The sequence below is a fragment of the Rothia sp. HMSC065B04 genome, from assembly GCF_001812285.1.
Lineage (GTDB): Bacteria > Actinomycetota > Actinomycetes > Actinomycetales > Micrococcaceae > Rothia > Rothia mucilaginosa.
This window is the reverse complement of record NZ_KV808406.1, coordinates 350,841-370,589: the sequence shown is the minus strand read 5'-3', so window position 1 is coordinate 370,589 and position 19,749 is coordinate 350,841. Positions and strand designations below refer to the sequence as shown.

The 19,749-nt window shown below is 59.3% G+C and carries 12 protein-coding genes and 1 tRNA gene; 9 read left to right on the top strand and 4 right to left on the bottom strand.

All coding sequences use genetic code 11. The features are described 5' to 3' along the window. Positions 1 to 124: 124 nt before the first annotated feature. The 5 genes from HMPREF2845_RS01600 (at position 125) to HMPREF2845_RS01580 (ending at position 7,419) form a co-directional block, all read left to right on the top strand. Complete coding sequence (locus tag HMPREF2845_RS01600) at positions 125 to 2,269, top strand: transglycosylase domain-containing protein (protein WP_049351940.1); 2,145 nt, start codon at positions 125 to 127, stop codon at positions 2,267 to 2,269. A gap of 40 nt (positions 2,270 to 2,309) precedes the next feature. Beyond that, positions 2,310 to 3,323, top strand: a complete 1,014-nt coding sequence (locus tag HMPREF2845_RS01595; RefSeq protein ID WP_070633721.1) for a metallophosphoesterase — start codon at positions 2,310 to 2,312, stop codon at positions 3,321 to 3,323. Next, the gene (locus HMPREF2845_RS01590; protein WP_070633720.1) at positions 3,323 to 5,362 is read left to right on the top strand and encodes an ABC transporter ATP-binding protein; all 2,040 of its coding nucleotides are present in this window, start codon (positions 3,323 to 3,325) and stop codon (positions 5,360 to 5,362) included. The genes HMPREF2845_RS01595 and HMPREF2845_RS01590 overlap by 1 nt, the downstream gene beginning before the upstream one ends. Then, the gene (locus tag HMPREF2845_RS01585) at positions 5,362 to 7,236 is read left to right on the top strand and encodes an ABC transporter ATP-binding protein (RefSeq protein ID WP_070633719.1); all 1,875 of its coding nucleotides are present in this window, start codon (positions 5,362 to 5,364) and stop codon (positions 7,234 to 7,236) included. The genes HMPREF2845_RS01590 and HMPREF2845_RS01585 overlap by 1 nt, the downstream gene beginning before the upstream one ends. Positions 7,237 to 7,345: 109 nt before the next feature. Continuing rightward, a tRNA-Pro gene (locus HMPREF2845_RS01580) sits at positions 7,346 to 7,419 on the top strand. A 139-nt stretch (positions 7,420 to 7,558) separates the two neighbouring features. On the opposite strand, the gene HMPREF2845_RS01575 is transcribed toward HMPREF2845_RS01580, so the two are convergent. After that, entirely contained in the window at positions 7,559 to 8,692 is a 1,134-nt protein-coding gene (locus tag HMPREF2845_RS01575) for a hypothetical protein (RefSeq protein ID WP_070633718.1), read from the bottom strand. 359 nt (positions 8,693 to 9,051) lie between these two features. Here HMPREF2845_RS01575 and HMPREF2845_RS01570 point away from each other — a divergent pair, with 359 nt between their 5' ends. Further along, positions 9,052 to 10,611, top strand: coding sequence for a cation:proton antiporter (locus HMPREF2845_RS01570; protein WP_246824582.1), 1,560 nt, complete (start codon positions 9,052 to 9,054; stop codon positions 10,609 to 10,611). Between the two features lie 640 nt (positions 10,612 to 11,251). Next, entirely contained in the window at positions 11,252 to 12,811 is a 1,560-nt protein-coding gene (locus HMPREF2845_RS01565; protein WP_005504634.1) for a molybdopterin-dependent oxidoreductase, read from the top strand. 216 nt (positions 12,812 to 13,027) lie between these two features. Here the strand turns inward: HMPREF2845_RS01565 and HMPREF2845_RS01560 are convergent, their stop codons facing one another. Genes HMPREF2845_RS01560 through HMPREF2845_RS01550 form a run of 3 tightly spaced genes read right to left on the bottom strand, consistent with a single transcriptional unit; the run spans position 13,028 to position 16,111 of the window. Continuing rightward, positions 13,028 to 13,672, bottom strand: coding sequence for a LutC/YkgG family protein (locus HMPREF2845_RS01560; protein WP_049351951.1), 645 nt, complete (start codon positions 13,670 to 13,672; stop codon positions 13,028 to 13,030). Then, positions 13,672 to 15,300 (bottom strand): lactate utilization protein B, encoded by a 1,629-nt coding sequence (locus HMPREF2845_RS01555; RefSeq protein ID WP_070593815.1) that lies wholly within the window; start codon positions 15,298 to 15,300, stop codon positions 13,672 to 13,674. The genes HMPREF2845_RS01560 and HMPREF2845_RS01555 overlap by 1 nt, the downstream gene beginning before the upstream one ends. Positions 15,301 to 15,316: 16 nt before the next feature. After that, positions 15,317 to 16,111: a (Fe-S)-binding protein gene (locus tag HMPREF2845_RS01550; protein WP_070633717.1), complete on the bottom strand. Its 795-nt coding sequence runs from the start codon at positions 16,109 to 16,111 to the stop codon at positions 15,317 to 15,319. An 843-nt stretch (positions 16,112 to 16,954) separates the two neighbouring features. Between HMPREF2845_RS01550 and HMPREF2845_RS01545 the strand changes: the two genes are divergently transcribed. Both HMPREF2845_RS01545 and HMPREF2845_RS01540 read left to right on the top strand, forming a co-directional pair. Beyond that, positions 16,955 to 18,628 (top strand): L-lactate permease, encoded by a 1,674-nt coding sequence (locus HMPREF2845_RS01545; RefSeq protein WP_070633716.1) that lies wholly within the window; start codon positions 16,955 to 16,957, stop codon positions 18,626 to 18,628. Between the two features lie 221 nt (positions 18,629 to 18,849). After that, positions 18,850 to 19,713 (top strand): FadR/GntR family transcriptional regulator, encoded by an 864-nt coding sequence (locus tag HMPREF2845_RS01540; protein WP_070633715.1) that lies wholly within the window; start codon positions 18,850 to 18,852, stop codon positions 19,711 to 19,713. Positions 19,714 to 19,749 lie beyond the last annotated feature (36 nt).

Sequence of the window (19,749 nt, the reverse complement as noted above, 5' to 3'; positions counted from 1 at the left end):
TTACTATGGTTTCGGTCAATGTCCGGGGCTTTTTGGGGCTTTATTCTCAGGGCTGAGGCGCCCACCTCCCTGTGGGGTGGCGAGACGGGCTTTCTCTCACAGCTTCATGGGATAAACTGAATGAATGGCTTCATCTAAGAAAACCCGTGCGCGTCGCCGCCCGGGAGATTTTTTGCAGTTCCTCGCGTTCAGCGTGATTGCCGGTTTCCTCGCGGCAATTATTGTCGTACCCCCGGCAGTGAGTGCCGGTATGGTCGCGAACGCGTCGATGTCATGGTTCCAGGACCTTCCTGACGACATTGCCGATGGCATCTCCTCCCGTCCTTCTACTATTTACGCTGCTGACGGCAAGACCGAAATCGCAACCTTCTTTGAAGAGAACCGTGAACCGGTCAAGCTGGATCAGATTTCTCAGCACATGAAGGACGCTATCGTCTCAGTGGAGGACCGTGACTTCTACAACCACGGTGCGGTCTCCGCTATCGGTATTGGTCGTGCGTTCCTGAACAACATCATTAACTCCAACAGCGGTCGCCGCCAGGGTGCTTCCACCCTGACCCAGCAGTACGTCAACAACCTCATTGTTGACTCCGCTGTGGCTCGCGGTGAGGACGCTACCGCGACCCTGAACGGTAACAAGACCTACGCCGCAAAGATTCGCGAGATGAAGCTTGCGATTTCTATGGAGCAGAACAAGTCCAAGGACGAAATCCTTGAAGGCTACCTGAACATCGTGAACCTTGGTGGTTCGAACTACGGTGTTGAGGCTGCTGCACAGTACTACTGGGGTATTTCCGCTAAGGACCTGAACGTGGCTCAGTCCGCGCTTCTTGCCGGTCTGGTGCAGGCACCGAACGTGTACGATCCGACCGTGAACCCCGAGCTCGCCCGTGAACGCCGCGACATCGTTCTGGGCACTATGCTCCGCGACGGCAAGATTACCGATAAGGAATACAGCGACGCTATCGCCAGCGACATTAAGCTCAACGTCCACCCCAAGTCCCAGGGTTGCTCCCTGGCAGGTGATAAGGCGTTCTTCTGCCGCTACGTGGTCAACTACCTGCTGCAGGATGAATCCCTCGGCGCAACCGCTGAGCTGCGTAACACCGCCATCAAGCGTGGCGGCCTGAAGGTGATCACCACCCTGAACCCCGAGGCTCAGACCGCGGCTAAGCAGGCAGTGGACTCCACCCAGCCCGCAGCAACCAACTGGAACGACGTGAACTCCGCCCTGACCAGTGTTGAGCCCGGTACCGGTCGCGTCATCGCGATGGCACAGAACACTGAGCTCGGCACCCCGGCTGACGCAAACGACCACTCCAAGACCGAGTACAACTACAACGTTGATAGCGCCTACGGTGGTACCCGCGGCTTCCAGCCCGGTTCGACGTTCAAACCGATTATTCTGGCTCAGTGGCTCATCAGCGGCCGCGGCGCTAACGCTACCGTGAACGGTACCCAGCTGTTCTGGCCCACCAGCTTCGGTTGGAACGCCAAGTGCTACGAGGGCGGTAAGTACTACTACACCGGTCAGCCGAACGGCTGGTCCTACAAGAACGCGTTCAACGGTGGCCTAGGCTACAACACCGCGGCGTACGGTATTCGCCAGTCGTTGAACTCGTACCTGTACGGCATGCTCTCCCAGCTTGACCTGTGCGATGTGCACGACCTGTCCATCAAGATGCACGCCCTGGATGGTACCGGCGAACCGCTGCACAGCATCCCCGACCTGGGTACCAACATTGGTGGTACCAAGTACGGTATCTCTCCGCTGACCAGCGCATCCATGTACGCTATCTTCGCTTCTGAGGGTAAGTACTGCACCCCGCGCCCCATCGAGAAGATCACCAAGACCAACGGTGAAACCATGAAGGAATACCAGAACCAGTGTGAGCAGGTTCTGGATCCGGACATCGCGAACGGTGTCAGCTGGGTTCTGAAGGGTGTTATCCAGCCTGGCGGTTCCGCTTCTCAGCGCGGTATTGGTCTGCCGAACGGTTCGGCTGCGAAGACCGGTACGAACGATAACTCCTCCCAGACCTGGCAGGTTGGCTACACTCGTGGCCTGTCCACCGCGTCTTGGGTTGGTTCTAACAACCTCGGCTTCCGTTCCCTGAACGGTGTGGGCATTAACGGTCGTGTTCTGAACTATGTGGATGGTGCGACCTACGCCGGTGCTCAGTGGCAGTCGTTCATGAAGACGATCGCACCGAAGTACAACACGAAGGACTTCACCACCCCCAGCGATAAGATTCTGTCGTACAGCTAGAATCACAGCTCATCAGCTGAAGCCTGAAAGGCGATTGATAATGTGTGAAAACGCAGTCAACGCCCGCGTCCCCGTGGCGGTCCCCGGCGCACGCGGCTCCTCCCCGCTCCTGAAGAAGGTAGCGGGGGCGGTAGCCGCCACTGCAGCTTTGGGGGCCGCCACGGCGGCGTATGGGCACTTTATTGAGCTGAACAATTTTCAGCTCCGCACCGAGTCCCTGCCAGTACTGCCCGCCGGTAGTCCTGACTTCAGGATTCTGCATATTTCGGATATGCACATGATTCCGGGCCAGCAGAAGAAGATTGACTTCATGCACTCGCTGGCTGCCTTGGAGCCTGATTTGGTGATGAACACGGGTGATAACCTCTCCCACGTGGACGGTATGGGCCCGCTGCTGGAGGCGCTCGACCCGCTCATGGACTTCCCCGGCGTGTTTGTGCCCGGCTCGAATTGCTATTTCGCGCCGGTTTTCAAGAACCCGGCACGCTACCTGTGGCAGCCGCGCACCCCGCAGATGATTGAGGAAGGCTCGCGTGTAGCCCTGCCCATTGAGCGGATGCACGACGCCTTCGAGTCGCGCGGCTGGACGGGCCTGATCAACCGCTACGACACGCTGAACCTCAAGGGTCTGCGCCTGGAGTTCTCCGGTGTGGATGACCCGCACCTGCGCTACGATGAGCACCCCGGGTTCGCCCCCGGTGCCTTCGATGAGGGTGAGGAGCCGAGCGTCCGTATCGGCGTGGCGCACGCCCCCTATATGCGTACCCTGCACCGCTTCGTGCAGGACGGTGCGCAGGCTATTTTTGCCGGTCATACGCACGGCGGTCAGGTCTGCCTGCCCGGCGGTCATGCCCTGGTCAGCAACTGCGATCTGCCGCCTTCGCGTGCGAAGGGTGTCAGTGAGCAGTCCGGTATTCCGGTTCAGGTTTCTGCCGGCTTGGGCACCTCTCGTTTTGCGCCGGTGCGTCTGTTCTGCCCGCCGGAGGCAATCCTGGTGACCCTCACGGCTCGCGATAAGGGTGAAGCCGACGCTTCGAAAGGTGGCCGCCGCTAATGTCTGAGGCTTCTACAGCACGCACGACTAAGCGCCGCCGTAACCCCTTCTTGGAGACGGCGAGCGAACCGACCCCCGACCCGATCGACTACGCGCACGGTCAGCGTGCCCCGCACACCCTCGCCGCGTATGCACGTCCGATTCGTGTGCGCTGGGGCGTGGGTCTGCTGGTGGCGTTCGGTGCCGGTGCCCTTGAGATTGCTATTCCGCAGATGTTGCAGATTATTGTGGATCATCTCTCGCAGAGCACCACCGAGAGCGCCATCTGGATTGCCGGTGGTCTGGTGCTTCTGCTGGGTATTGCGCACGCCTCCTTCATGTATTGGAGGCGCTGGCTGATTGTGGACCCGACCTCCACGATTGAGCTGTCCATGCGCATGAACTTTTTTGACCGGCTGCTCAGCGCCCCGCTTTCTCTGCTGGATCGTTGGCCCTCCGGTCAGTTGCTGACCCGCTCCATGAGCGATTTGGGGACGATTCGCCGTTGGTTGTCTTTCGGTATTGTTCAGATGCTGACTGTTGCGGTGATGTTCCTGGTCGGTGGCTTCTTCATGCTGCGTTCTTCGCCGTCGCTGGCGCTGGTGTTCGTGGTGACCGTGCCGATTCTGGTGCTGTCGCTGGTGAACTTCACTCGCAAGTACTACCGCGCTTCACATGAGATTCAGCAAATGACGGGCGACCTCTCCACCCGCATTGAGGAGTCGGTGCGCGGCATCCGCGTGATTAAGGCGCTGGGCCGCTCCCCCGAGCAGATTCAGGAATATTCCGAGTCGGTGGACGCCCTGCAGGTTCGCGAGTACGGCAGGTCGATGCTGGTGGCTCGTGTTGCCCTGTACCAGGGCCTGATTGTGGGTGTCTCCACGGCAGTGGCGCTGGCTGTGGGCGCTTCGCAGGTTGCGGCGGGCACCTTGAGCCTGGGCGCGATGACCGCCTACTTTGCGGTGCAGACGACCGTGCTCAGCCACGTGACGCGCTCGACCGCGCTGATGTCTGCCTATTTGAGCTATAAGGTGGCGTTGGAACGCCACAACGAGGTCATGGACGAGCCCGGCTTTGAGGCGGTGCCGCTGGTTCGTGGCTCCGCGGCTGTGTCTGGGCCCGAGCATCCGCAGGGTGCTTCTGATTCGTCAACAGTAGCTGGAGTGTCTGCCGAGGGCGGCTCCGGGAAGGAAACTATGCAGTACCCCAGCGGTGGCGCAATATCTGTCACGTTCGATCACGTTCAGTTCAGCTACGACGCTACCAAGGCGCCGGCTGAGGCTACCACTGAGGCGAATTCTGAAGTTGCTTCTGAGACGAAGGCACCCGAGGTTTCCGTGCTGAAGGACGTAAACTTCAAGGTCTTCCCGGGTGAGATTCTGGCGCTGGTTGGTGCAACCGGTAGCGGCAAGTCGACCGTGCTGTCGCTGGTTCCGCGTTTCTACGAGCCGACCTCCGGTTCCCTACGTTTTGGCACCCGAGATACCGCTGACATGTCTATTGAGGAGGTGCGCGCCCAGACCGCGTTCGTCTTTGAGGAGGCGGTGCTCTTCTCCGGCACGGTCCGCGAGAACGTACTGATGGGCGTTGCCGAGCAGTACGAGCACGGCACCGAGGATGAAGACTACCCCGCCGCAGAAGAGCTGGAGGCGACCCTCCAGACCGCGCTGCAGCTGGCTGCGTGCGATTTCGTGGCGGAGCTTCCGCAGGGTCTGGATACCGTCATTGGTGAGGAGGGTCTGAGCCTTTCGGGTGGTCAGCGTCAGCGTCTGTCGTTGGCGCGCGCTTTAGCGAAGCGCCCCTCCGTGCTACTGCTGGATGACCCGTTCTCGGCGCTGGATGTGAACACCGAGGAGCGTATTATTACCGGTCTGCGTGAGGGTCTGGAGGGACTGGGCGGCGCTACTACCCTGTTGACGGCGCACCGCCCCTCCACGGTGGCTCTGGCGGACCGTGTGCTGCTGATGGTTGATGGTGCTGTGGTCGCCGAGGGCACTCACGCTGAGCTGATGGACTCTTCGGAGCAGTACCGTCAGCTGATGACGATGGAGGAGGGCTAATGGCCCATCATCGTCCGGCGGAGCCGCGGGATCAGATGAGCCCGCAAGAGCGCGCGGAGACCCGTGAACGCTCGATGGCTCTGCTGCGCCAGATGTTGCGCCCGCACCGTGGGGCGTTGGCTCTGTCGATTATTTCGGTGCTTTTGGTGTCGGGTTCCTCAGCGGTTGCGCCGATTCTGATTGCCCGCGTCCTGGATAGTTCCATTGAGCCGCTCAGGCAGGGTGATGCCTCTCCCCTGTTGACCCTGCTGGTGTTCTTTGTGGTGGCTACCGCGGTGACCGCGATCTTCTCATGGGTCAACGTGGCGTACACGGTGCGCGTGTCGCTGGGCGTGGTGGTGTACCTGCGTAAGCGGGTGTTCCGTCACGCGCAGTCGCTGAGCGTGTCCTTCCATGAGCGGTACACCTCGGGCAAGGTCATTTCGCGTCTGACTAGCGATATTGATACGGTCCGCAGCTTCTTGGACAGCGGCATCAGCCAGTTGGCGATTACTTTGCTGTCCATGGTGATTTCTGCGGTCGCTATTTTCCTTCTGGATTGGCGTATTGGCCTGTTCATGCTGGTCATGGGCGTGCCGATTTACTTCTTGACGCGCTGGTTCCAGAAGACGGCGGTGCCGGTTTTCCGTACGATGCGTACCGAGTCTGCGCATTTGACGAGCCGTTTTGTGGAGACTTTTACGGGTATCCGCGCGGTGAAGGCGTTTGGTGCGGAGGCGCAGATGCGTTCTGAGTACGCTCAGGCGTCGGAGCGTTACCGCCTTGCGGTGATGGATTCCATTAAGATTTTCGGCATCTATTCGCCCGTGCTGATGCTTTTGGGCAATGTGTTTATTGCCGGTGCGCTGGTGCTGGGTGGTTATGCGGTGCTGGGCGGCACCATGCAGATCGGTACCCTGCTGGCGCTGGTGATTTACGCGAACCGTGTGTTTGAGCCGGTCATGCAGCTCTCTGAGTTCTACAACATGTTCCAGTCGGCGATGTCAGCGCTGGAGAAGCTGTCGTCGTTCTTGGCTGAGGAGCCGGAGGTTGCTGAGCCGGAGCATCCGCATGAGCGGGCTGTAGAGTCTGTAGCTGAATCTGCTACTGGCGTTACTGAGGGCGCGTCCGGCACGGTTCAGGGCGCTCTGGTGGAGCTGGATTCGGCGGTCTTTGGGTACACTTCGGATCGTCACGCGTTGAAGGAGACAAGCCTGCGCATTGAGCCGGGTACGACCGTGGCGCTGGTGGGTGCTACGGGTGCCGGTAAGTCGACGATTGCTAAGCTGGTGGCTCGTTTCTACGATGTTTCAGCCGGTCAGGTGCGTATTGACGGCGTGGATGTCCGCCAGCTGGCGGATGCGCAGCTGCGCCGTGAGGTGCTCATGCTGACCCAGGAGGTGTTCCTGTTCTCCGCGTCGATTCTGGAGAATATCCGCATGGGTAACCCGCAGGCGTCCGATGAGCAGGTGAAGGTTGCCGCAAAGGCGGTGGGTGCTGACGCGTTCATTGAGCGTCTGCGTGAGGGCTACGAGTCGCAGCTGGGCCGCGGCGGTATTACCCTGTCGGCGGGTCAGCGTCAGCTGGTTTCGTTTGCTCGCGTGTTCTTGGCGAATCCGCGGGTGCTGATTCTGGATGAGGCGACGGCTTCGCTGGACATCCCGAGTGAGCGTGCGGTGCAGGCGGCGCTACGAACCGTGTTGGCGGGGCGTACGGCGCTGGTGATTGCGCATCGCCTCTCGACGGTTCTGGGCGCTGATCGTGTGCTGGTGATTCATGAGGGTTCTGTGGTGGAGGATGGCTCCCCGCAGCAGCTGATTGCCTCCGGCGGTCGTTTTGCGGCGATGTACGCCTCCTGGGATGAGCTGAATCAGGTTCAGGAGGCTGAAGCCTAGGAACTTTATTTGCCTCTCCCTGAGCGGTGGAGTGCCGCTGTGTTGCGTTCTGAATTTTTTTGGGTTATCCTAGGTGAGTTGCCTACGGTATTCGCTGATAGGTCAACATCGGGATGTGGCGCAGCTTGGTAGCGCGCGTCGTTCGGGACGACGAGGTCGCAGGTTCAAATCCTGTCATCCCGACAGATAGCCCCGGTCCTCTGGACCGGGGCTTTGTCGTACCCGCAGTATTTTTGCTGCGCAGTTTGAGTGTATAAAAGCGGCCCTCTCCCCGCGCAGGAACGCAGGGAGGGGGTCGCTTTCGTTTTGAGTTCAGTTCCGTTTAGCCGCGCCCGGAGATGAGGGCGAGAATCGCCTCCAGGGGGCCGCGTCCGGCAATGGAGCGTGCCATGCGTGACCAGAGGGTGCAGAAGCCCAGGGCGATAACAGCGCCGAGCAGCAGGAAGACACTCCAGTACACGGCGGTGCCCCAGCCTCCGGTGGCGACGTAGTGCTCGCCGACGGTGAATGCCTTGATGGTGGGTCCGGCGTAGATGATGATTCCGCTCAGCACAATGGAGGCACTCAGCGACATCTGGCCCAGGCGGGCGATGGGGGTGAGCATTCCCGCCTGTGCGGAGAGCAGGCGCGCGCATTCGGCCCAGAAGTAGAGGGTTGCCGCGAGGTTTAGGGTTAGCAGCACCTGCGGGCTGTTGAGGAAGCCGAGCTCGGTGTAGGGGTTGAAGGTGCGGTAGACGGCGAGCGCCAGCACGGCGAGTACCACGGGGATTGCGAGCTTTGCTTGCAGGTTGTCGTAGAGGCGCACGAGTACGATGCCCAGGCACATGACCCAGATGAGCTGGGCGCTTTGGGCGTGGTTGACGCCGTGGCTTGCGAGGAAGGGTAGCTGGACGGCGGTCCACGCATCTGCCTGGGCGGCTACGTCCATGAGCAGGGTGTAGGTCCAGGTAATGAAGGGGCTGGTGACTACCGCTAGCACTGCGATTGCCCACAGGGGAAGGTGCACGACGAATAGGGTCAGCAGGGTGAGTAGCGCCAGGTGCACGAGCATGTCGAAGGGCAGGGAGTAGGAGAAGCCCTGCGCGGGTACGGTCACGTCAGCTTGCGGCAGGTAGGTGATGCCCTGCATGAGTGCCACGCCCAGCAGGAGTAGCGCGAGGAATCGCACGATGGTTCCGGCGAAGAGCTGCGGAAAGTTTGCGGTGCGGGCGTAGCGCCAGGCGGCGGCACCCAGGATTGCGGCGAAGAGCGGTTCAGCCGGCACGAGGGTCTGCGGGATCCAGAACTTCCAGGACACCGGGATCAGTTGCAGCCAGTATCCGAAGGGGATGAGCAGGCTGAGCACGGCGAAGGCGCGGGCGAGGTCGAGCCCGAGGTCGCGTCGGGTGCCTCCGAGGGAGGCGGCGCGTGCCCCGCTGCTGACGGTGGGGATAGGTTGAGTGCGCCCTGCTGCCATGTCCTCGCTCCTTGTAGTGCCGTGTTTGAGAGTCTGTGCGCCCTGCTAGGGCTACGCCAGGGGGTGTGCCCTGCCGGGGTATCTGCCGCGTCCGGTGGTGTGAGCCGGATGCGCTGGCATAGGTGTTAAGTGTAACGGCTGCTCGGGTGGTGGCGCGGAGGTTTTGCTCTCATGTGGTTTCCTCGTGCGGTTATTTTCGGTGTTCAGGCGCTCGATACGTGCTGTTCAAGTGTTGTTGCACGAGGTTAGGTGTGTACCATTGGTACGTTCTTAAAGGTGGGGCAATCCCGCGGGAGCATATTTTCGCCCCGTTCACTGTCTCAAACGCGCCCCACCTGCACACACCACGTTGAGGTTTTATGTTTTCGACTTTTTCCCCGCTTTTCTTGACGGATTTGGGGGCTTCTGGTGCTCTTCTTGCTTCGGGTACGACTCTGTCGGAAGGGTCGAGCCACGATAGCGGCCAGTTTGTGTCCATTTTCTGGATTACGTTGGTTGCGTTGCTGTCCCCGATTCTTTCGCGTCTGACGGGTAAGAAGATCCCTGATGTGGTCTTCCTGCTTATTTTTGGTCTGCTCATCGGCCCAAATATGCTCAACCTTGCCAGCAGTGAGGGCGGTATCCCGCTGCTGAAGGAGCTTGGTCTGGGCATGCTCTTTTTGATTGCGGGCTTTGAGATTAACGTGTCGTCGTTGCGTAGCCGTCAGGGTTATAGCGCTATTGCCACGTGGGTGGTGTGCTTTGCTCTGGGTATGACGGGTGCGGCGGTTATTACGTCGTTCTCGCATGAGCTGAATACGTATATTGCGGTGGGCGTGGCGTTGAGTTCCACGGCGTTGGGTACTCTGCTACCGATGTTGAAGTCTCACGGTGCTGCCGGTACGCCGGTGGGTAATGCGGTGCTGGTGCACGGTGCTGTGGGTGAGCTTCTGCCGATTTTCGCTATCTCGTTGTTGCTGTCTTCGCGTTCGCCGGGCATGGCGATTGTGGTGTTGCTGGCGTTTATGGTGGTGGCGGTGATTGTGGCGTTGATTCCGCATCGTCTGTTTGCGCATGTGCCGGGTCTGCGTCAGATTATGGCTGCGGAGGCGAATACGACCGGTCAGACGGTTCTGCGTCTTGCGATGTTCCTGCTGGCGACCCTGATTATGTGCACTGCCCTCTTTGATTTGGATGCGGTGCTGGGCGCGTTCGCGGCGGGCCTGATTCTGCGTACCCTGACCCCTCCGGCGGCTCTGCACATGATGACTCGCCGCCTTGAGGTGGTTGGTTTTACGTTCATGATTCCGCTGTTCTTTGTGGTCAGCGGTATGGGCATTGATGTCTCTGCTGTGGTGGCTAATCCTTTGGGTCTGCTTGCCGTGGTGGTGGGTATTCTGCTGTGCCGCGGTGTTCCGGTGCTTTTGGCGGAGCATTTCTTTGATACCCGTTCGGGCCTGACCACGCGTGCGCAGAAGGCGCAGTTGGCTCTGTATTCGGCTGCGGGTCTGCCGATTATTGTGGCGGTGACGGAGGTTGCGACCAGTTCGGATCTTTTGGAGGAGTCAACGGCGTCACTTCTGGTTGCCGGTGGCGCGCTGACGGTTCTGCTGTTCCCGCTGTGGGCGTTGGGTATTCGTCAGGCGTTTGGCTCTGGTCAGCCGGTTCAGCAGGAGCCGAGCCGTAAGGAGCAGATGAATGCGTTGAAGGCTCAGCGTAATGCGCAGGCGAAGCTTGCCACAGGCATGATTCCGGTGGTTCGTTTGAAGTCCCAGCCTGGCTCCGAGCCCCAGCTTGATTCTGAGACCCAGCCCGAATCTGAGTCCCCGGCTGATGCTCAGCCCGGTTCTGCCGAGGCTACGGGCGCTTCCGCTGGTTCTAGCGTTGCGTCTCGAGCAGCCTCTCGGGCTGAGGCAAAGAAGCGTAGCAAAGAAGCGTAAGGGTTCTGCGGAGAATACGGGTTCTGCAGAGATCTAGCAGCGGCTACGGTTGCGGTTCGACATTTCAAGATCGGGTACGAACCGGTTTGAGCGGGTACCCCGCTTACAGTCACCCCAACCTTATGTTGGATTGAATTTATAAAACCACACAATACCAGGCAGTTAAAGACCTGCAAACCAACATGCATCCCACACATAGGATCAAAACCCACCGCATCCTCTCTTGAGGCTGCGGTGGGCTTTTTGCGCCCAAATAACCCTATAAATCGCGGGAAGATGAGAATCTTCCTTAAATTCGGATTTTTTATGCAAATATTACAGAACATGACGTGTCTTAGCTTTCTCAACTGACACTTTGTCCTATAAAATTGAAAGCGGACAGGGAATTTCCCTAAAACACACATAAACCAACATACATACACAGAGTCGCTTCCGCCCCAGCGGGAGCTGGAGCACCTCCCCTCTCACACACGGGAGGCGCCCCTTTCGGGAGTATCCGCGACGATACCCCCGGCGGCTCCCAACCACGGAGGAGGATCATATGGGTCAGAAAGGTAATTATTTCTAACCTCGCATCTCAAGGCCTCGCACTGAATCCTAAAGATTGTCTGCACACACAGTCATTTCCGAAGGAAATATCATGCACCAATTACTCCTCACCGCGAGCACTGGTGGCGTAGAGCTGGACTTCCCGGCCTGGCTCCGAATTACGCACTTTATCAACTTCATTATGATGGGCTTCCTGATTCGTTCAGGTTGGGAAGTTCTCGCCTCTCACCCCCGCCTGTACTGGAACAACCACTGCACCCCGGGTTCTGAGTGGATTAAGTTCACCAAGGACAAGGTCCCTACCACCCCCGGCGCATTTACTGCGCGCGATGACCAGCGCACCCTGTCTCCCCTGATTTCTCTGCCCGGTAAAGCCCAGATTGGTCTGGGCCGCGCATGGCACGCGCTGGTGACCGTCATCTGGATTGTTAACGGTCTGGTATATGTCTCCCTGCTGTTCCTGACCGGTCAGTGGCGCCGCATCGTCCCGACCAGCTGGGACATCATCCCGCAGGCGTGGGAATCCATCCAGATTTACGCTGGCTTCCAGATTCCCTCGATTGAGCACTTCCAGCCGTACGACGCTCTGCAGCAGATCATGTACTTCACCGTGGTGTTCATCGTGGCACCGCTGATGATTGCAACCGGCCCGATTATGAGCCCGGCATTCTGCGGCCGCTTCCCCGGCTACGTGCGCCTCTTCCGTAACCGCCAGACCGCACGTTCCATCCACTTCCTGGGCATGGCGTTCTACTGCGTCTTCACCGTCATTCACGTGGCGCTGGTGTTCGTGGTTCACCCCCAGTACAACATCGCCCACATGATGCTGAACAAGCCCTACAACGAGGTGGACGCAGCACAGTTCGCTCAGGCAGTCACCATGCTCATTGGCGGCATTGTCTTCGCTGTGGCTCTGTGGATTTTCGCTTCGTACTGGTCCCTGCGCGACCTGCGATTCACCCAGACCTTCATTTGGGGTCTGACCCAGCCGATTCGTAACGTCCTGCTGGACCGTATCACCTCCCGTCAGGTGCAGAAGAAGACCTTCACCGATGCCGACATCTCGCCCTTCCACTGGGTTAACACTCGCCCGCCGACAGAGCGTGAGAGCACCGAGTGGAACCGCCTGAAGGAGCACGAGTTCGTTGACTACCGCCTGGAGCTGGGCGGCCTGGTGAAGGAATCCAAGTCCCTGAGCATTGACGAGCTCAAGCAGCTGGGCAAGGAAGTCAACATCACCATGCACACCTGCATGCAGGGTTGGACCGGCATCGCCAAGTGGGAGGGCGTGCGCCTGCGCGACGTTCTCGCACTGGTCGAGAAGACCGACGAGGCACGCTACGTTATGGTGACCTCCTTCGGCCACGTGGGCCACACCTACGACGGCCGCCCGACCGAACCCTACTACGAGTGCCTGGACATCTCCATGGCAATGGAAGATGAGACCATCCTGGCGTGGGGCATGAACGACAAGCCCCTGCCCGATGTGTACGGTGGCCCGCTCCGTCTGCGTGCGGACTCCATGCACGGCTACAAGATGGTCAAGTGGGTTCAGAAGATCGAGTGGATCAAGGACTACCACGATGTTGGCGATGGCCAGGGCGGTAGCCGCGAGGACTCCGGTCTGCAGCACTTCGACGCACGCGCCTAAGCACCTTTACGGGGCGCTACGACGCTAACCGTCGATACACCACCCTATAAAGCACAGAACGGTGGCGGGAAACATGGGCCCGCCACCGTTCGCTTATCTTCTCCGCCGCTTTCTACTGCTCTGAAAGATGCAGAAGCCAAGAGGGCATAAAGAAACCGCCCGGGAGCCTTAGCTCTCGGGCGGTTTCTTTAGAGGTTTGCCTTCTGGCGCTTTACCTTAGGCGTCGTAGATGATGACGTCCAGGGTACGGGGGCCGTGCACGCCCTCCACGCGGATCAGCTCGATATCACTGGTTGCCGACGGACCGGAAATCATGGTCACGGGGCGGGTGTAGGTGATACGCTCGATCGACTCGGGAACCAGCTCCACCACGGTGGAACGGGGCACCACGCAGATGTGGTGGTCGGGCACCAGGGTGATGGCGCGGCGACCCTCATCGGGGTTGGTGTTCAAGAAGATCGTGCCGGTCTCTGCGCAGGAGACGGTCGAACCGGTCACCACAGCGTCAACTGCGTCCAGTTCCTTCAGGGTCAGGCAGCCGGGCTTGAGGGTGCTACCGGAGTCGGTGACGCGCTTGCGGTCAGCGGTGTCAGCCGGCAGCCACTCCATGTTCAGGCCCTCGGGAACCACGTAAGTGGACTTTTCGCCCAGGCGTTCTGCGATGACCTCAGAGATGTTCTCCTTGTTCGCGTGGAACACGTTTGCCTTGTAGTCAATGAGGCGGTCGACGAGCATCTCAATGGTCTGCTCTTCGTTCAGCTCGCTGACGCGGCGGTAGTTACGTACGGGCTCGGGGGCGACGGGTGCGTCAGCCAGGGACGAGCGGATACGTGCGAGGATATCTTCCTTAGCAGAGGACATTAGTTGTTCTCCTTAGCTTCACGGGCTTCCTGAGCAGCCTTAGCGTTTGCAGCCGCTTCAGCTGCCTTACCCTTGTTAGCCTCGATGAGGGCCTGAATGTCAACGCGCTGTGCGTTATCGCGTGCCGGAGCCTGACCCTTCTCCTTCTTCCACCAGTTGCGGAAGGATTCCTTGGGGGGCTCGGGGATGTCGCGGTATGCGGTCCAGCCGCCGACGATACCGGGAACAGCGGTGATCTTGTGCTTGCGGCCGCTAATGAGGCGGGACATGGGCAGACCACGTTCTGCAATCGACATCATCTTGCCGGAGGTGAAGAGCTTCTTCGCACCGAGCATCATGCCGTCCATCTGCGAGAAGGGAGCCTTCTTGTTGCCCTCGAACTCGCGGATAGCGTGCTTGGACTCGACGTCCTTAGCGCGCAGGTGCACGAGGACCTCGGGGAAGTTAATCTTCACGGGGCAGACCTCGTAGCATGCGCCACAGAGGGAGGATGCGTACGGCAGGGAGTTGTTCTCTGCAGCCTCGATACCGGAGAGCTGCGGGGACAGAATCGCGCCGATGGGGCCCGGGTAGGTGGAGCCGTAGGCGTGACCGCCTGCGCGCTCGTATACGGGGCACACGTTCATGCAAGCGGAGCAGCGGATGCAACGCAGTGCCTGGCGGCCCAGCTCGTCGGACAGAACGGCGGTACGGCCGTTGTCGATGAGGATGACGTGCATGTTCTGCGGGCCGTCACCGGGGGTCACACCGGTCCACATGGAGGTGTAGGGGTTCATGCGCTCACCGGTGGAGGAACGGGGCAGCAGCTGCAGGAATGCCTCGTAGTCCTGGAAGGTGGGCAGAATCTTCTCAATACCCATGAAGGTAATGAGGGTGTCGGGCAGGGTCAGGCACATACGGCCGTTACCTTCGGACTCCACGATGGTCAGGGTACCGGTCTCGGCAATACCGAAGTTGGTGCCGGAGACTGCCACGGTGGTGTTCAGGAACTTGTTACGCAGACGGTTACGCGATGCCTCTGCCAGTTCTGCCGGCTCATCGGTGATGTCCGGGTTAATACCCTCAATTTCGCGCAGGAAGATGTCGCGGATTTCGCGGCGGTTGCGGTGAATTGCGGGCACCAGAATGTGGGAGGGGCGGTCGTGGCCGAGCTGGACGATTTCTTCCGCGAGGTCGGTCTCAATAGCGTTGATGCCGTTTTCCTCGAGGAATTCGTTCAGGCCGGTCTCTGCGGTTGCCATGGACTTAATCTTGATGATTTCGTCCACGCCCTGCTCGCGAATCAGGTCCAGAGCAATCTGGTTCGCCTCGGTGGCGTTGCGTGCCCAGTGCACGTGGCCGCCTGCGGCAGTGAAGTTACGCTCGAACTGTTCGAGCAGCTCGGGCAGGTTCGCCAGAACGTAGTTCTTGACGGACTCACCGGTGTTACGCAGGTCCTGCCAGTCGGGCACCTCTGCGGTGACGCGTGCGCGCTTGTTACGGATCGCGTGGGTCACGAAGCGCAGGTTGGCGCGTAGCTGCTCGTTCTTGAGCTCTTCCTTCGCGTACTTGGGGAAGGGGGTTTCTTCGAAAATGTTGCCCTCGCCGTAGTGAACGACCTTGGGCATACCAAGCTGAATAGCGGTCATGAGGTCTTATCTTTCCTTAGCCGATCGAGAGCTCGACGCGCTCGGAGTTAATCTTGAGCGGGTTTTCCTTGGTGGATGCGAGGATCTCAGCGAAGTGGATGGTCTTCACGTCGGAGCCGCGACGGGAGAGTGCGCCACCGATGTTCATCAGGCAGGAGCAGTCGCCGCCGGTGCAGACGGATGCGCCGGTTGCCTCGACGTTGTCGGCCTTGTCGTTGACCATTGCGCCGGAGACGTCAGCGTTCTTGAAGGAGAAGGTACCACCGAAGCCGCAGCACTGGTCCATACCCTCAATCTGGGTGTACTTGATGCCCTCAACGGTGCGGACCAGGTCCTGCTGGCGGGTGCCCAGGCCGAGCATGCGCATACCGTGGCAGGAGCTGTGGTAGGTGACGTGCTCGGGGAAGTAGGAGCCGAGCTGCTCAGCGGCATTGGTGATGCCGAGGATGTCGATCAGCAGCTGGGAGAGCTCGAAGGTGCGGGAAGCAATCTGCTCTGCCTTCAGAGCCAGTGCCTCGTCGCCGCGGCTACGTGCGACCATTGCCTGCTGGTGACGCAGGGAAGCAACGCAGGAGCCGGAGGGTGCAACAGCTACGTCCCAGTCCCAGGAGTCGAAAGCTTCAACGTGGTTCTTGATGACTTCGTAACCGTCATCGAAGTAGCCCGAGTTGACGTGCATCTGAGAGCAGCAGGTCTGGTTCGGGGGGAAGACAACCTCGTGGCCCAGGCGCTCAAGAATTTCGACGGTGGCGCGTGCTACGCGGGGGTACATGCCGTCAACGATGCACGTGGAGAAGAGTGCAATGCGCATGACTTGTCCGTCCTTTCCTCTGTGTTCAGAGTTTCTCGGTCTCACCGCCTGCGTCTGGGGCAGGCGGGGCACAGTCCGAACAAGTTCGGTCTTCCAAAGAAGCGACTCAGATGTATTGAGTCGGGGAAGCTGGGCCGGATGGTTCCGGCTAATGTGCGCGCCCCAAGTGGAGGTGGGATGCGGTGGGATCAGAAACCGTGGTGATGTCTTTTATCTTTCTAGCCATTTAACACCGTTGGACGGCTTTTCTCTAGTTGGAATAGCACATACTTTCCTTGTTAAATAACCGGTTAGGTCGACCTGACCTTAAGGTATATTTCCCTACCTTCCGGTACATGTGACCTCATCTCCCATGCACCCCCCGTAAGACCCCTATATTCTTTTCGCAGATTGAACATTTATCAAACACACAGAAGTGGACCATAAACCCCCTAGAAATCCGCCGTTCTGAAGATTTTATGGTTGTTTTATGGGGCTTTTCCTTTTTAAAACAACATTCTTTTCGGGTATATGCGTCCAAATGAAGACTCTCCCCTGGGTAAACCAATGACCCATACACCCAACTCGTGATGTATCTGAAAATATTCGAGTTTCAGAACCTGGAATTAACTATCAGAACCGCAATATTTCGGCAGTTTCACTGGAAGCGAGCCCAGGTTCCGGTCGCCTTCCACAAAAATGAGTCAGGTCACTTTTGGTGAAACACCACATTATCCGGTACTCTTCTAAACATGCGATCAATGGTCTGACCACATCCCCATGCAGGGAACAATGACTCGTTCCCCACAGAATTATCTATGGTCTGACCACACACAAAACACACCCTGAACCAAAGGAGTTCCAGTGGAAACTTATACCGCTGTAACCAATGCAGTGGGAGGTAGCCTCGGCCTCAGCGCGCTCGTGGCAACCATTCCCCTCCTCACCTTCTTTGTGATGCTACTGGGCGTTAAGGCACGCGCCCACTGGTCCGCACTCGTGGCACTGGCAGCATCTATCCTCGTAGCAGCGCTGGGCTTCCACATGCCCGCTGACCTCGCCGGTCTGAGCGCCGTCCGCGGTGGCATCTACGGCCTGGTCATCTGCTGGGTTATCCTCGGTGCAATCTGGTTCTACCAGCTCACCGTTCTCTCCGGCCGCTTTGAAGACCTGCGCCGCGTCTTCGACCGCCTCGGCGGCGGCGACCTGCGCATCCAGGCTATCCTCATCGCATTCTGCTTCGGCGGTCTGCTCGAGGCACTGGCTGGCTTCGGCGCTCCCGTTGCAATTACCGCAACCATGATTCTCTCCCTGGGCGTTAAGCCCCTTAAGGCTGCTGTCACCGTTCTGATCGCTAACACCGCACCCGTGGCATTCGGCGCAGTTGCTGTCCCGATTACCACCGCAGCTGACGTTGGCGGCAAGGACGCACACGTTATCGCAACCATCGTTGGTCACCAGGCTCCGTTCCTGGCAATGCTCGTTCCGCTCATCCTGCTCGTCATCCTTGACGGTATGAAGGGTCTGAAGGACGCATGGCTGCCCGCACTGGTCATCGGTGTCTCCTTCGCAATTGCACAGTGGGTCACCGCTGCTACCCCCGCATTCAACCTGACCGACGTTGTTGCTTGCATCGTCTCCATGGGTGTTGCTGTTGTCTTCCTGCAGTTCTGGAAGCCGCGCGGCGTCGCAGGCGTTCGTGAACGCTACGGTCTGCCCGCACAGGCTGAAGAGAAGGAAGCTCTGCCCGCCGTTCGCGTCTGGATGGCACTGCTGCCCTACGTCATCGTCGTTGCAATCTTCGGTGTTGCTAACCTGCACGCTGGCCTGAAGGCATGGCTGAAGAGCTTCGTCATCAAGATTGATATCCAGGCTCTGAGCTCCCGCCTCGTCACCGCTGACGGCAAGCCCGTCAAGGACGCTGTCTACAACTTCGCGTGGATGTCCAACCCCGGCACCCTGCTGATCATCTCCGGTCTGGTTGTTGCTGTCGTCTACTTCTTCTTCAACGAGAAGGGCCGCTACGCCTTCAAGTTCCCGGCAATCTTCACCGAGTTCGGTTCCGTTGTCTACCGCATGCGTTGGTCCATCCTGACCATTGCTTCGGTTCTGGCACTGGCATACGTCATGAACTTCTCCGGTCAGACCATTGCCATGGGTACCTTCCTGGCAGGCCTGGGCACCGTCTACGCGTTCCTCGCACCGGCTCTGGGCTGGATCGGTACCGCTGTGACCGGTTCGGACACCAGCGCCAACGCACTGTTCTCCAAGCTGCAGGTGTCTGCCGCTGAGAACCTGCAGCACGCAGGTATCCACGGAGCAACCCCCGAGCTCATGCTGGCTGCTAACACCACCGGTGGTGTGGTCGGTAAGATGATCTCCCCGCAGTCGCTGGCTATTGCTGCTACCTCCGTGGACATGGAAGGCAAGGAATCCGACATCCTCAAGGCTGTCCTCCCCTGGTCCTTCGCTATGCTCCTGTTCGTCTGCGTCCTGGTCTTCCTGCAGACCAACGTGCTGTCCTTCATGATTCCCTAATCTGAAGCTCAGGTTTTAGAGAGTTCCTGAAGCATCCGCTTCACGAACAGTAGGACATTCGCCCCGGTTTGACCGGAGGCCACAGCGGGGCGGCGTACCTTTCCGGTATCGCCGCCCCGCTTTTTATGCCCCTTATGACTCGATAGGTTGCCCCAATAGTTTGGGAGAACATGCTGAGTCGAGACTTCTTTTCGTTATCCGCCTCGTTATCAGGAGAGAGTATGCCTCGTTCTTTTGACGACACCCAGCCTGCAGAGGCGCCCCCTGTGGTTGAGCGCCAGCCGATTCTGGCGGACCGCAGCTACAGCATCATTCTGGAGACCTTTGAGCGGCGCCTGCGCCTGGGTGAGTTGCGTGTGGGCGATAAGCTCCCCTCCGAGCGTGAGCTGGCGGCACGGCACGGTATTTCCCGTCCCTCGGTCCGTGAGGGCCTTCGGGTTTTGAACGCACTGGGTCTGATTCGTTCCAGTACCGGTTCGGGACCGAAGTCGGGCGCGATTATCATTTCGGAGCCGTCGGATGCACTCAGCTGGGCGCTGCGCATGCACATTGCGACCCGTAGCCTGCCGGTGAAGGACGTTGTCTCAACCCGTCTGCTACTGGAGGGCCCTGCGGCGCGTGCGGCGGCTGCCGCGCCGGACACCCCGGAGCGTGCGGCAGCGTTGGAGCGGGCGCGCGTACATCTGGCGGAGATGGATGAGCAGATCAGCGATGAGCGTTTCCATTTCTGCGATACGCGTTTTCACTATGAGCTGTCGAAGCTCGGCGGCAATATTGTGCTTGATACGGTGATTGACTCTCTGCACATGGCGACGATGAGCTATGTGCAGGAGGCAGTTCCTTTCTTGAAGGATTGGGAAGCGGTCAAGCGCACGTTGCAGCAGCAGCATTACGGCATTATTGAGGCGATTGCCTCTCACGATGAGCAGGCAGCCTATGAGCGGGTGTGTGAGCACATTACGTGGTTCTATTCGCTGTCTGACCGGGCTGCGGAGGAGCGGGCGCGGCAGCATCCGGCGCGGGATATTCTGCACGAGGATTTATGCCACGAAGGTGTGCACGATGAAGACGTTCACGCCGGCTAGGCTTCGCCCCTCAACCGCATAAACCCACATAGCTAA